Here is a 14,592-nt window from a genome sequence, read left to right on the forward strand (position 1 = left end):
AAATTCTTAAATTCTTAAATTCTTAAATTCTTAAATTCTTAAATTCTTAAATTCTTAAATTCTTAAATTCTTAAATTCTTAAATTCTTAAATTCTTAAATTCTTAAATTCTTAAATTCTTAAATTCTTAAATTCTTAAATTCTTAAATTCTTAAATTCTTAAATTCTTAAATTCTTAAATTCTTAAATTCTTAAATTCTTAAATTCTTAAATTCTTAAATTCTTAAATTCTTAAATTCTTAAATTCTTAAATTCTGGTCATTATAAATCTAATTGTCTTTCATGGCAATCAAAAATTTTGTTTTTATCCCCTGTTTCGTAAACATTCTCTCATGTTCAGTTTCTACATTACCTTTAAAATCACTCTTATGTAGGTCATATGTTATATATGTAATTTTAAACCCAGCTTCTTTAAAATATTCAAGGGATTCTTCAAATAATTCATCATCATCTGTCTTAAAGTAAATTTCTCCATCGCTCTTTAAAAATATCTTATATTGTTCAAGCTGTCTTGTATGTGTTAGTCTTCTCTTTTTATGCTTTTCCTTTGGCCAAGGATTACAAAAATTTATGTATATTCTACTTATAACGTCTTCTTCTCCTAAAATTTCACTAATAAGCCCTATCTCTTGAGCCATCAGCTTTACATTATCGACAGACCTATTTTGTTCTTCATAGGCTTTCTCAATATTCCTTTTCGCTAGTCCTAGGACCTCGTCTTTTATATCTATTGCAATATAATTATTGTCTGAATTTTGAGAACTATGTACTGCCATAAAAGTTCCCTTTCCACATCCAAGTTCTAAATATATTGGTTTAGTATTCCCAAAAAGTTCTTTCCATTTTCCTTTATATTCTTTTGGATTTACAACGAAAAAATTACAACCTTCAAGTTCAGGTCTTGCCCATGGTTTTTTTCTCATTCTCATGTTAGTTCACTCCATATTTCATCATTCATAATAATTATACATATAAAAAATTATATTGCAATTTTTTCACACAATAAAGGTATTGCGAAGAACTTAAAGTGAAACAATGACCAACCGAAATAGAATACATATATGTTCCACTAGCTTATTTTTCAATGCCTGCTCCACATATATGTATTCTATTTCTTTGTTTTACTATCACTTTAAATCTTTTACCAATATCTAGCCTAGGAAAACGAAATATACATTTTATCAAAATTTACAAATATAGCTCATTAAAAGTATTGCCACCATAAAAATATCAAAATACTTGCATTAATATATTCTTAGTTTAAACTTACTACTAAACAAAGAACGGGAACATATGTTTTTACGGGGTGTTCATAAGAAGATTTTGCTGGCTGTTATTCTAGATTATAAGTTGTTCCAAATGTGCTTGTTCAAAAGCGTAGTCTTTGAAGCAAGCACTTTGGATGCAACTTATATTCTTAGAATAACCCAGCAAAATCTTCTAGGAACCGGAGTAAACACATATATTCCCGTTCGGTTGTTTGGCAGTAAACTTAAAATATCCTCATACCTCAAGTATTTTCACATTTAGTTTGTTCATTGCTTCGCTTTATATATAGTTATACGTTATTGCCTATTTTTTATACTTATCTACTATTTGTAACAATTCATCTTCGTTGTTTTGTACAAATTCATAGAAATCTACATTTTTATTTTCTATATATAATGATAACTCATATAAAAATTGTGGTATTTCGCTAGCAAGTAAATCTCCGCAGATTTTTCCAAGTCTTGCATTTCCAGTTTCAAATGATCCATTAATATGTAATTCAAATACATCTTGAACAGCATCGCCGACTTTTTTACGTTTACCAGTCAAACCCACTCCAACAATTTCATGTACTGCACAAGAATTTCCACATCCTGATATATGGATTCTTGGAAGTATATCTTTATTGTAGCCTTTATCTGCAAAGTAATTAATTATATCATTAAGCATTTTTTGACTCTCTAAAATTCCAACTTGGCATATTGGCACTCCAATACATGATACACTTTGCGCTAAAGCTGTTTCTCCTCCAATGTTTTGTGTTATATCTAGAAGTTCTTTAGCTTCATCACCATTTAAATTTCTAAAATATAACCCTTCTGTCATTGTAAGTCTTATTTCTAAGTCTTTTACTGCTTTTAATTTATCTAAAATTTCTCTTAATGTCTTAACTGAAACTTGCCCACCAATTGGATGGAAATATACGCTGTATAATCCTTTTTGTTTTTGTGAATATAATCTTGAATGTGTTAATTCTATTTCTTTACCTTCTTTAGTAATTTCCTTAGATTCTACAAATAAATCTAACTCGTTATTATCTAGTACATCTTTCAAATGTTCTTTATAAGTTTCTATAAATTTCTCTTTACCCATTCTTTCTAATATATATCTTATACGAGCTTTATTTCTATCTTCATAGTTACCTTCTTTTATGAATAGATTTGTCATAGCCTCTACATGATATAATACTTCACTTGGTTTTATAAGCTCATCATATTCGGCTGCAATTTGAGGATTTCTTCCAATTCCGCCTCCCACAAAAACTCTAAAATATTTTTCATTATCCTTTACGGTTGCTAAAAATCCTAAATCCGCAACATTACAGTGACCATAATCTGAGTCGCTGCTTGAGAAAGATACTTTAAACTTTCTTGGAAATTTATATGATGTTATTTTGCTTAAAAAATGATTATTTACAGCTAATGCATATGGAGTTACATCAAATGCCTCATCTTTATCTACTCCTGATAATGGTGACATAGCTACATTTCTCGGGAAATTTCCGCCTCCCCCTCTAGAATATATATCATTATCTATACCGTCTTTCATTATTCCGCAAACCTGATCTATCGTTAAGTTATGATATTGCACTGCTTCTCTTGTAGTTAGGTGAAATCCATCTAACTCATATTTTTCTGCTATATCACATAACCAGTTCATATTATCAAAACTACTAATTCCAGAAGGAATTCTAAGTCTTATCATAAATTCTTTTTTACTACGTTCTGAGTATACTCCCATTCCTCCAGAAACCTTTTTAAAATCCATAATAGATACTTCACCAGATAAAAATTTATTTCCTAATTCTCTAAACTCTTCTATTTCAATTAACAATTTTTCTTTTAAATCTTTCACTTGTTCTCCTCCTAAATATAATTTATTTCTATATATTATACCCCATATTTTCAATCAAGACTATAGCTATAGGTTTTGTCGGTGAAATTTCATTCATTTTTAACACATATCTTTCTAAAAATATGAAAAGAAACTATTTAAATAATGCTTAACTCTTGCGATTACTTAAATAGTTTCAATAAAATTTTTATTTGTTTTTACCAAATAGTTTTTTCTTAGGAGTAGGAGCATTGGCTTCATCAAATTCTTCGCCTGATAATCTCATGAATTCATATAAAGCTTCTTTTTGTTCCTTACTTAAAGTCTTAGGAATATCAACAATAACTTTTACGTATTGATCTCCCTTTCCGCTGGAATTAACTCTTTGTATTCCTTTGCCTTTTAACCTAAACATCGTTCCTGATTGAGTGCCTGGTGGAACAGTGTACTTAACATTTCCATCTACTGTAGCTACAGTTATTTCTGTACCCAATGCAGCTTTAGCCATAGAAACATTAGCATCAATATACACATCATTTCCTTTTCTTGTGAAGACTTTTGATGGAGCAACATTAATTCTTACATATAAGTCTCCAGGACTTCCACCTCTTAATCCATGCTCTCCTTGTCCTCTAAGCGGCATGACATTTCCTGTATCTACCCCTGCAGGTATGTTAACTTTTATTTTTCTTGTTTTTCTAACATTACCTTTTCCTCTACACTCTGAACATGGCTTTTCAATAATTTTACCAGTACCTCTACAAGTATCACAAGTAGAAGTTGAAACAAAGCTTCCAAGAGGAGTTTGTCTTTGTACTCTTACTTGACCTGATCCACCACAAGTTGGACAAGTCTTCGCATTAGTTCCAGGTTCTGCTCCACTTCCATGACAATGTTCACAATTCTCACTTCTAGTAACAGAAATTTCTTTCTCTACTCCAAAAACGGCTTCTTCAAAAGTTAATGTTATTGTATACTCAATGTCATTTCCTCTTACTGGACCATTTCTTCTTTTAGAACTTGATCCTCCGCCTCCGAAGAATGATTCAAAAATATCTCCAAAGCCGCCCATATCAAATCCGTCAAAGCCTCCAAAGCCGCCTCCTCCGAAGCCGCCACTACCATCAAAGGCAGCTGACCCAAACTGATCATATCTAGCTTTTTTTTCTGGATCTGAAAGTACTTGATAAGCTTCATTTATCTCTTTAAACTTTTCTTCTGCCTCAGTATTTCCTTGATTTCTATCCGGATGATATTTTACAGCTAATTTTCTAAAGGCTCTTTTTATTTCATCATCACTTGCACCTTTTTGAACGCCAAGCAATTCATAATAGTCTTTATTTGCCATTCGTTTAAATTCACCACCTAGTTTTATTTACTGTAGAAAAGGGAAGACGAGCTTGCCTTCCCTATCCTATTATATTAGATAACTGTAGTTTAGTACAATTAATTTATATATTATTTATCTTCATCTACTTTAAAATCAGCATCTACTACATTCTCATCATGTGGTGCGCTTTGAGCTCCTGCTCCTCCAGCTGATGCATTTGGATCAAATCCTGCTCCTTCAGCTCCACCAGCTTGTTGGTACATCTTTGTAGCTATTGGATAGAATGATTGGTTTACTGCTTCAATTGCAGCTTTAATCGCTTCAACATCTTCTCCATCTTTAATTTTCTTTAAGTCTTCAATCTTAGCTCTTACTGCTTCTTTTTCATCTTCAGTGGCTTTATCTCCAACTTCATTTAATGTTTTTTCTATTTGGTATATAGTTTGATCTGCATTGTTTACAACTTCAACTTTTTCTTTTCTCTTCTTATCTTCTTCAGCAAATTTTTCTGCTTCTTTTACAGCTTTTTCTACCTCGTCATCACTTAAGTTAGTTGATGCAGTAATTGTGATATTTGCTTCTTTACCAGTTCCTTTATCTAATGCAGATACTTTAACAATACCATTAGCATCTATATCAAATGTAACTTCTATTTGAGGAATTCCTCTTGGTGCTGGAGCTATTCCTGATAATGTGAATTGTCCAAGTGACTTGTTATCCATAGCCATTTGTCTTTCACCTTGAACTACATTTATTTCAACTGATGTTTGGTTATCTGCAGCAGTTGAGAACACTTGACTCTTCTTTGTAGGAATAGTTGTGTTTCTTTCAATTAATGGAGTAGCTATTCCACCTGCTGTTTCAATTCCTAGTGTTAATGGAGTAACATCAAGTAATACTACGTCTTTAACTTCACCAGTTAATACACCTGCTTGAATAGCTGCACCAACTGCAACACATTCATCTGGGTTAACTCCCTTAGATGGTTCTTTTCCTGTAAAGTTCTTAACAGCTTCTACTACTGCTGGAATTCTTGTTGATCCACCAACTAATATTATTTTATCTATATCATTTAATGAAAGCTTAGCATCAGCTAATGCTTTTCTCATAGGTTCAATACTTCTTTCAACTAGGTCATGAGTGATTTCATTAAATTTAGCTCTGCTTAATGTTAAATCTATATGCTTTGGACCTGTTGCATCAGCAGTAATAAACGGTAAGTTTATGTTTGTTTGTTGAGATGCTGATAATTCAATTTTAGCTTTTTCAGAAGCTTCCTTTAATCTTTGAACTGCCATTTTATCTTGCATTAAATCAATTCCGTTTGAAGCTTTAAACTCATCTGCAATATATTTCATTATCTTCTCATCAAAGTCATCTCCACCAAGCTTTGTATCACCATTAGTTGATAATACTTCAAATACTCCATCTCCAAGATCTAGAATAGATACGTCGAAAGTACCACCACCTAAGTCATAAACTAGGATTTTGTGAGCTGAATCTGTTTTATCTAAACCATAAGCTAATGATGCTGCTGTTGGTTCGTTGATTATTCTTAATACTTCAAGTCCTGCAATCTTACCTGCATCTTTAGTTGCTTGTCTTTGACTATCATTAAAGTAAGCTGGTACAGTAATAACTGCTTGAGTTACTGTTTCACCTAAATAGCTTTCCGCGTCAGCTTTTATTTTTTGTAAAACCATAGCAGAAATTTCTTGTGGTGAATATTGTTTTCCATCTATATCAACTTTATATCCTGTTCCCATATGTCTTTTAATCGAGATAACTGTTTTATCTGGATTAGTAATTGCTTGTCTTTTAGCTACTTGACCTACTAATCTTTCTCCATTTGCTTGGAATGATACTACTGAAGGAGTAGTTCTAGCACCTTCTGAGTTTGCTATAACTGTTGGTTCTCCACCTTCCATAACTGCTACACATGAATTTGTAGTTCCTAAATCTATTCCTATAATCTTTGCCATGATATTTTTCCTCCTAAAACTTTATTAGTTTATTTTAAATTGAATTTTTCAATTAAATTTTTATATATTTTAAGTAATTTGATATTAATTAGCTACCTTAACCATTGTATGTCTTATTATCTTATCGTCTTTTTTGTATCCCTTTTGGAAAACTTCTGCTACCACATTCTTACCTAAATTTTCATCTTCAATATGCATTACTGCATTGTGAAGGTTAGGATCAAATTCACCTGTAGCATCTATTTCTTCAACTCCAAGTTTTACAAATGAATCCTTGCAGCCCTTTATTGTCATTTCAATTCCTTTTTTCAAGTCATCTATATTTCCATCAGCTGCAATAGCTCTCTCTAAATTATCAAGAATAGGAATAATTTCTTTTAACACATCTACATATGCATCACTATATATTCCTTCTTTTTCTTTAATAGTTCTTTTTCTATAATTATCATATTCAGCTGTTAATCTTAGAAGCCTGTCTTTTGTAGTATCTAATTCTTCTCTCAATTTCTTATTTTCCTCTTCTTGATTTTTTGTTAAATCTTCTTGATCTTCCTCTGCTGCTTCTATATTTTCAGAAGCTTCTTCGCTCGCATTATTATTTTCTACCACATTGTGATCTTGGTTTTGCGACGTTTCACTATCTTCCACTATTGTTTCATCATTTACTAACTCTTCGTTTTTCATATCTTTATTTTCCTCCATATACCTAAAACACACCTCTTCTCTACAAGTTTTCATCTATTTTGGATTACTTAAAATATTATTAAGTTCCTTTATGACTTCAGCCATAATTGCTATTACTTTTGAATAATTAATCCTTCTAGGTCCAATCAATCCAATTTTTCCGATTGGTCTGTCATTAAAAGAATATTCAGCAGATATTATACTACAATCTTTAACTTGTGGTTTATAATTTTCATCACCTATACTAACTGTAATATTATCCTGTGGATTAAATAACTCCATTAAAGATTCTTTATCATTCAGCAAAGATAACATTTCCTTAGCCTTATGAATATCATTATACTCAGGATAATTAAAGATATTTGTTGTTCCTTCCATAAACACTTCTGTGGAGTCAGACGTATTTAATGTCTCATATAAAACCGGTAAAAGCGCATTAAATATTTCTTCATATTCTCCTAAATCTTTTTTCAAATTATTAATTACTTCCAGATTAATTTCTTGTATTGAAAGATTTACCAATCTATTATTTATAACTTGATTTATTCTAATTAAAGTTTCTACTTCTGGAACTTTGCCATTTAATTTCATTATGTGATTTTTTATAAGCCCTGTATCTGTTAAGAAGATTGATACTAAATTATGCTCATCAACTTTAAAAAGCTGAATTGATTTAATAAAACTCTTTTTAACTGATGGTGTTTCAATTACACAAGTTAACTTAGTAAGTTCAGATAATAAAGCACTAGTTTGCCTTACTATTTTATCTACTTCAAGCATTGCAGAATCAATTATATATTGCTTAATTTTCAAGTCCTCTTCTACTGTCAGCCTTTGGTTATCCATAAGCCTATCAACATATAATCTGTATCCCTTACTAGAAGGAATTCTTCCTGCAGAAGCATGAGGTTGTTCTAAGTATCCCATATCTTCAAGGTCAGCCATCTCGTTCCTTATGGTTGCAGAACCAATACCTAAATTATAGTTTTTAGCAATCGTTCTTGACCCTACAGGATCTCCTGTACGAATATAGTCATTGATAATAGCTTGAAGTATTTTTATCTTTCTGTCATCAATACTCATAACCTCACCTCTTTTTTGTTAGCACTCATTAAGCTCGAGTGCTAATGACTATGTTTTTAATATATTATTTATGATGTTTTTTGTCAATTCTATTTATAATTATTATAGCTATATATAGCTAATAATAATTCAATTTAGCCAATTTATCTCACTTTTTCTCCTATTTACTTTAATTATCTACGCAATCCAGTTTATATTTGTTATGAATCCTAATCTCTGTACTTGAATAAATCATTTTGTAATAATATTTCTCTACTTTAATATGAAATCACTCATGACATAATTAGATAATTCAATACCTTTAGGCGATAAAAATAGTTTTTCCGAATTCCAAACTAATAATTCTTTTTTTATATTTTTTTCAATTATCTCACCATAAACTTCATTAATATCTTTATTAAATCGTTTTTTGAATTTAAGTGTATCTACTCCGTCAATCATTCTTAACCCCATAAACATAAATTCTTCCATACTATCCTCTATACTATTTTCATAGCATTCTTCAATTATATTCTCATTGTTATTTATTTTTTCTATATATTCCTCTATGCTATCTATATTTTTAGTTCTTGAATTATTTATAAACGAACTAGCCGAAACTCCTATGCCTACGTATTCATTGCACATCCAATAGACTTTATTATGAAAACATTCCTTCCCATCTTTTGCAAAGTTAGATATCTCATATTGATGATAATCATATTTGCTTAGAATTTCTTTTGCAGTCGAATACATCTCTCTCTCATTTTCTTCTCCTGGTAAATTTAATTTATCTTTTTCATATAGATTATAAAAACAAGTTCCTTCCTCAATTATTAAACTATAAGCAGAAATATGCTCTGGGTTAAGCTTTGCTATATCCTCTAAAGAGTCTTTCCACTGTCCAATAGTTTGATTCGGTAATCCAAACATTAAATCTACATTTATGTTATTAAACCCAACACTTCGAGCTAATAAATAATTATTTTTAAATTCTTCGTAACTATGTATTCTCCCAATTTCTTTTAAAATAGAGTCTTTAGTAGATTGCAACCCCATGCTTATTCTATTTACATTAAACTTTTTCATTATATCCAAATTATTTTTATTTAACGTTCCAGGATTACATTCAATAGTAAATTCCATGTCTTCTTTTAAATGTAATGTATTTATAACTTCTAATAAGCTTTTCAAATTATCATTAGTTAAATAGGATGGAGTACCTCCTCCAATGAATATGCTGCTTATATAATAATCTTGTGCCTTCAGTAATATTTCTTTATTTAATGCATCTACATATTCACTCATTAATATTTCTTTCCCAGAATAAGATGGAAAATCACAATATAAGCATTTTTGTTTACAAAATGGAATATGTATATATAAAGATATTTCTTTCATCAAACTTCCCTCCAATTCTTTATTTAAAGGTACTGCGAAGAACTTAAAGTGAAGCAATGAACAACCGAAATAGAATACATATATGTTCCGCAGGACTACAAAAAATTTCGCAAGGTATATCTAAATGGAAAGTTGCACCACTTCTGCGTTTCCTGTGACGAGGAAACTCGACTCACATTCGTTCGCTGAGGAAGTTCGAGTATCCAAATGCAAGATTTGGACTCTCACTTCAAAGCGGAACAACTTTCCATTAAGATACCCCAGCTGCTCATTTTTTTTATGCCTGCTTCACATATATGTATTCTATTTCTTTGTTTTGCTGCTCGCATTAAGTATTTCGCATATACTTGCCTAAATATTATATATTTGATGTATTATAAAGGATATATACGTTATAAAAGATAGTAAATATCCTTAAATAAAGGTATTGGTATTGCTAACTCGAGAAATATAAAAATACTTGCATTAATATATTCTTATTTTAAACTTACTACTAAACAAAGAACGGGAATATATGTTTTTACGGAGTGTTCATAAGAAGATTTTGCTGGCTGTTATTCTAGATTATAAGTTGTTCCAAATGCGCTTGTTCAAAAGCGTAGTCTTTGAAGCAAGCACTTTGGATGCAACTTATAATCTTAGAATAACCCAGCAAAATCTTCTAAGAACCGGAGTAAACACATATATTCCTGTTCGGTTGTTTGGCAGTAATCTTAAATTTTCATCATACTGTAAGTATTTTTATATTTCGGATTCTTAGCAATACCTTTAATTAGGCTAATAATTTTTCTGCTTCTTCCTTTAGTAATGCAATCTTACTTTCTGCATCAACAACTGAGAAGCTATATACATCTACAAAATTATAGAAATAATTAGCAAAAGATATTCTTTTATTACGCTTTATTTCTAAACGTTCACCTATTTCTTCTAAAAGTTTCACTTCATTTTCATCATATTCCCCATCAATAAGTGCAAGCCCTATTAATTCAAAATAAATAATATTTCTGTTTCTTTCAGAAGAATCTTTTAATGTACTGTATATAGAATTTAAATCCGAATCATCTGGCACTTCATTTTCCTTTATATCTAACTCTTGTAAATAATCAGAATAAAGATTCTTCTCTTCTTTTGCAAATGTATTATCAGAATTTGCTAGACTCTTTACTAACTGCATAAATGCAATTCCTTCATTTTTACTTAATTCATTTAAAAACATAAAAACCCTCCTAGATTTCAACAAACAATTATTTGAGTAATACTTAATTAATATTATACAAATAATTCCTTAAAAATAATATAATTTTCTTTAACATATATTATTATTTTAATCTTAATTTTTGAAAACTAGGTCAATATCTTCACAAATACGTTTAAAATACTAAATTCAGTATATTTTAATCTACTTTTAATATAGCCATAAATGCTTCTTGAGGAACTTCAACAGATCCAACCTGCCTCATTCTCTTCTTTCCTTCTTTTTGCTTTTCAAGCAATTTCTTCTTTCTTGAAATATCTCCACCATAACATTTAGCTAACACATCTTTTCTCATAGCCTTTACAGTTTCTCTTGCTATAATCTTAGCTCCAATTGCTGCTTGAATTGGTACTTCAAACATTTGTCTTGGAATTGCTTCTTTTAATTTCTCAGTTATTCCTCTACCTTTATGATATGCCCTTTCTTCTGGCACTATCATTGATAATGCATCAACTATATCTCCATTTAATAATATATCTAACTTAACTAACTTAGTTCTAATATATCCTTTAAATTCATAATCTAAAGATGCATATCCTTTAGTTCTAGATTTTAGAGTATCAAAGAAGTCATATATTATTTCATTTAGTGGAATATCATATTTTACAACTGCTCTAGTTTCCTCTATGAATTCCATATCAATATATATTCCTCTTCTGTCTTGGCATAAGTCCATAACTGCTCCAACATAATCCTTTGGAGTAATTATAGATGCCCTAACCACAGGTTCTTCCATATAATCTACTTCAGTTAAAGGTGGTAGGTTTGTTGGATTTGTTATTTCTAATATTTCACCATCTGTTTTGATTACTTTATATATAACTGATGGTGCAGTAGTTATTATGTCCAGATTGAACTCTCTTTCAACTCTCTCTTGAATTATTTCCATATGTAATAATCCTAAGAATCCACATCTAAATCCAAATCCTAATGCAATAGATGTTTCTGGTTCAAAGTTTAATGCTGCATCATTTATTTGTAATTTTTCTAGTGCTTCTCTTAATTCATCATATTTTGCTCCATCAACTGGAAATATTCCTGAATATACCATAGGTATTGCAGGTTTATAACCTTTAAGTGCTTTATCTGTTGGTCTATTAGCTTCCGTTATAGTATCTCCAACTCTAGCATCTCTAACATTTTTAATTGATGCGGTTATATATCCAACATCACCAGCACTTAATTCAGGAATTGTAAGCACTCCTGGAGTAAATACCCCAACTTCAGTAACCTCATAGAATTTATTAGTAGCCATTAATTTAATTTTAGTTCCAATTTTCACTTTTCCGTCCATTACTCTAACTATACATACAACGCCCTTATAGCTATCATAATATGAATCAAAAATTAATGCCTTTAAAGGTGCTTCTTCATCCCCATCTGGTGAAGGTATGTGTTCAACAACATATTCTAATACATCACCTATGTTAAGTCCTGTTTTAGCAGATATCATAGGTGCATCTTCTGCATCTATTCCTATTACATCTTCAATTTCTTTTTTTATCTCTTCTGGTCTTGCAGATGGCAAATCTATTTTATTAATTACTGGTGCTATTTCTAAATCATTATCTAGTGCTAAATAGCAGTTAGCTAAAGTTTGAGCTTGAATTCCTTGGGTTGCATCAACTACCAATATAGCCCCTTCACAAGCGGCTAGACTTCTTGAAACTTCATAATTAAAATCTACATGTCCTGGAGTATCAATTAAATTAAGGATATATTCTTCACCGTTATCTCTTCTATATACAAGTCTCGCTGCTTGAGACTTTATTGTTATTCCTCTTTCTTTTTCTATCTCCATATTATCTAGAACTTGTTCTTCCATTTCCCTTTTTGTCAAGGTTCCGGTAGTTTCAAGCAATCTATCTGCAAGGGTTGACTTACCATGATCAATATGTGCTACTATTGAAAAATTCCTGATATGTTTTTGTCTTTCACTTTTCATACGCATAACTGTCTTTATCAGCTAAAAACAGTCTTTTCACCCCCGTTATAATTAAATCAGCTAAATTATAACATACATCCATTTAAAATAGCTATTAAAAATTTAAACTGACATATAAAACTAAAACTCAATTTCCTATCGGATGAAACTAAATATATAATGAATATTAAAATTTTATCTTAGCAATAATTTCCTGTATCTTTCTTATATAACTAGATTCATTACTTATTTTAAATTCACTATTACCCAGTCTGACCAAAACATCTTTTTCTGATTCTTCATAAATCTTTAAAAACGAGTTATCCTTGATAAAATTCGAAAAATCCTCTCCAAACTCTTCACTTACAAGTTTATAGTTTTCACTTGTATTCCCAAGAGGAGATAATGCTTTAGTATTAATAATATCTATTTTTATAATTCCAAGTAAAACAAAAAATAATACAACAAACACAGGCAACGCTCTTCTCAATGCATAACTCTTAAAAATATTCTTCAATATAATACACCCTTTTCAAGTAACAATTTAAAGTTATTTAATCTTTATCTAAATTCTTACCACTTTTAATAGGTATTATACAAATCGTCTAGATACATACATTCTATATATTACTTATGGGCGGAAAATATATATTCAAGTTTAATTATGCCTAAGCAAATATACAAACGAAGAAAAGAGAGATATGTCTACGAAATAAACATGCCTCTCTTTTTGGTTGTGGTATTTGTATGAACTTCTATTTTTTATTTAGGATTTCTGCAATTACACGTGCCATGCATTCTGCAGTTACTTTTGATTCATCTGGAGTATTAGTATGTGATCCTATTTCAAACAATAAACATCCATCACTCTTACTTTGATTAAATGCATTTTTTCCTCTATTATATGTTAATATCTTCGTAGGTAGAGTTGGAAATAGTTCAGCTGTTTTATTAAATACTTTATCCGTAAGCTCTTTATTCTTTTCATATCTTGTACTGTTTTTAGCATTTACAAACATTATCTTAGAAGCGCTCATACCGTATACTTCAGTTGTTGTAATAGATTTGTCCTCGATTGAATCTCTGTGCAAATCTATAATCATTTTAAAATCTCCATATTCTTTTAAATATTTATCTACCGTTTCTCCTGATCTTGTGTAACTATCATTATAGGAAATGCAGTGATCAGTTTTATCATGAATTACTGATATTCCATAGTTTTCTTCAAGTTCATGAGTAAGAACATCTCCAACGCCAACTACATTAGTATCTTCATTCAAGCTATCAGGTTCTGATGCATTATAGTTTTCAGTAGTATGGCTATGATATATTAATACTTCTGGCCTTGACTTATTTAATTCTTTTTTCAAACTTGGATTATAAATTTGTGTGTTTTTACTATCACCAATTTGCACATTTTGTTTATCCCCATTCTGTGGTGATTTTAATATACTATCCTCACTTACATGGAATGGATTAAATGACAAACTTAAATTACTACTTTTATTATCACCAAGATTATTAAAAAAGCTAACTTCATTTTTTATTATACCCATATAGCTAATATTGTTTAATCCTAATACCTGGAGGCATACACTTTTTAGTGAAATTCTATTTTCAGCATATGTTCCCTCATCATAGGCTTGGGCTTCTATTATTGGCATTCCTAAGTTTAGTAATTGAACATAAGCAAATGCCCCTCTTTCTCTATTGTTTTTTAAAACATTACCCAATCTTATAAATAATATCCCTATTAATAAAATGAGTACTATTAAGCCTATGTTAATATTGGGTTTTATTTTTATCCTCCTATTAATGTCACCTTTTTTTCCTCCTCTGCTCATATACATCAC

Annotated in this window: 11 protein-coding genes; all 11 read right to left on the minus strand. The window is 30.2% G+C overall.

The window, feature by feature from the left end; translation table 11 throughout:
- Window positions 1-268 precede the first annotated feature (268 nt).
- The 11 genes from trmB to CLCHR_RS08480 all read right to left on the minus strand — a co-directional run bounded on the left by trmB (window position 269) and on the right by CLCHR_RS08480 (window position 14,592).
- Window positions 269-928 carry a tRNA (guanosine(46)-N7)-methyltransferase TrmB gene (trmB, locus tag CLCHR_RS08430; RefSeq protein ID WP_079439265.1) on the minus strand — a complete coding sequence of 220 codons (660 nt, stop codon included), beginning with the start codon at window positions 926-928 and terminating at the stop codon, window positions 269-271.
- 643 nt (window positions 929-1,571) lie between these two features.
- A complete protein-coding gene (locus tag CLCHR_RS08435; RefSeq protein WP_079439266.1) occupies window positions 1,572-3,122 on the minus strand; it encodes a nitrite/sulfite reductase in 1,551 nt (516 codons plus the stop codon).
- A gap of 187 nt (window positions 3,123-3,309) precedes the next feature.
- A complete protein-coding gene (dnaJ, locus tag CLCHR_RS08440) occupies window positions 3,310-4,449 on the minus strand; it encodes a molecular chaperone DnaJ (RefSeq protein ID WP_079439267.1) in 1,140 nt (379 codons plus the stop codon).
- A 110-nt stretch (window positions 4,450-4,559) separates the two neighbouring features.
- A complete protein-coding gene (gene dnaK / locus CLCHR_RS08445) occupies window positions 4,560-6,413 on the minus strand; it encodes a molecular chaperone DnaK (RefSeq protein WP_079439268.1) in 1,854 nt (617 codons plus the stop codon).
- A gap of 84 nt (window positions 6,414-6,497) precedes the next feature.
- Window positions 6,498-7,115, minus strand: coding sequence for a nucleotide exchange factor GrpE (gene grpE / locus CLCHR_RS08450; protein WP_079439269.1), 618 nt, complete (start codon window positions 7,113-7,115; stop codon window positions 6,498-6,500).
- 36 nt (window positions 7,116-7,151) lie between these two features.
- Window positions 7,152-8,180, minus strand: a complete 1,029-nt coding sequence (gene hrcA, locus CLCHR_RS08455) for a heat-inducible transcriptional repressor HrcA (RefSeq protein WP_079439270.1) — start codon at window positions 8,178-8,180, stop codon at window positions 7,152-7,154.
- A gap of 252 nt (window positions 8,181-8,432) precedes the next feature.
- Window positions 8,433-9,560, minus strand: a complete 1,128-nt coding sequence (gene hemW, locus CLCHR_RS08460; RefSeq protein ID WP_079439271.1) for a radical SAM family heme chaperone HemW — start codon at window positions 9,558-9,560, stop codon at window positions 8,433-8,435.
- Between the two features lie 772 nt (window positions 9,561-10,332).
- Window positions 10,333-10,776 (minus strand): hypothetical protein, encoded by a 444-nt coding sequence (locus CLCHR_RS08465; RefSeq protein ID WP_079439272.1) that lies wholly within the window; start codon window positions 10,774-10,776, stop codon window positions 10,333-10,335.
- A gap of 178 nt (window positions 10,777-10,954) precedes the next feature.
- Entirely contained in the window at window positions 10,955-12,760 is a 1,806-nt protein-coding gene (lepA, locus tag CLCHR_RS08470) for a translation elongation factor 4 (RefSeq protein ID WP_079439331.1), read from the minus strand.
- Between the two features lie 166 nt (window positions 12,761-12,926).
- Entirely contained in the window at window positions 12,927-13,256 is a 330-nt protein-coding gene (locus tag CLCHR_RS08475; RefSeq protein WP_079439273.1) for a hypothetical protein, read from the minus strand.
- 238 nt (window positions 13,257-13,494) lie between these two features.
- Entirely contained in the window at window positions 13,495-14,592 is a 1,098-nt protein-coding gene (locus CLCHR_RS08480; RefSeq protein ID WP_079439274.1) for a stage II sporulation protein P, read from the minus strand.

Origin of the sequence: Clostridium chromiireducens, from assembly GCF_002029255.1 — a bacterium.
GTDB classification, from domain to species: domain Bacteria; phylum Bacillota; class Clostridia; order Clostridiales; family Clostridiaceae; genus Clostridium; species Clostridium chromiireducens.

Excerpts from the sequence above, each read along its gene's own strand:
- trmB (WP_079439265.1), bottom strand. The coding sequence starts at position 928 with ATGAGAATGAGAAAAAAACCATGGGCAAGACCTGAACTTGAAGGTTGT.
- dnaJ (WP_079439267.1), bottom strand. The coding sequence starts at position 4,449 with ATGGCAAATAAAGACTATTATGAATTGCTTGGCGTTCAAAAAGGTGCA.
- dnaK (WP_079439268.1), bottom strand. The coding sequence starts at position 6,413 with ATGGCAAAGATTATAGGAATAGATTTAGGAACTACAAATTCATGTGTA.
- grpE (WP_079439269.1), bottom strand. The coding sequence starts at position 7,115 with ATGGAGGAAAATAAAGATATGAAAAACGAAGAGTTAGTAAATGATGAA.
- hrcA (WP_079439270.1), bottom strand. The coding sequence starts at position 8,180 with ATGAGTATTGATGACAGAAAGATAAAAATACTTCAAGCTATTATCAAT.
- hemW (WP_079439271.1), bottom strand. The coding sequence starts at position 9,560 with ATGAAAGAAATATCTTTATATATACATATTCCATTTTGTAAACAAAAA.
- CLCHR_RS08465 (WP_079439272.1), bottom strand. The coding sequence starts at position 10,776 with ATGTTTTTAAATGAATTAAGTAAAAATGAAGGAATTGCATTTATGCAG.
- lepA (WP_079439331.1), bottom strand. The coding sequence starts at position 12,760 with ATGAAAAGTGAAAGACAAAAACATATCAGGAATTTTTCAATAGTAGCA.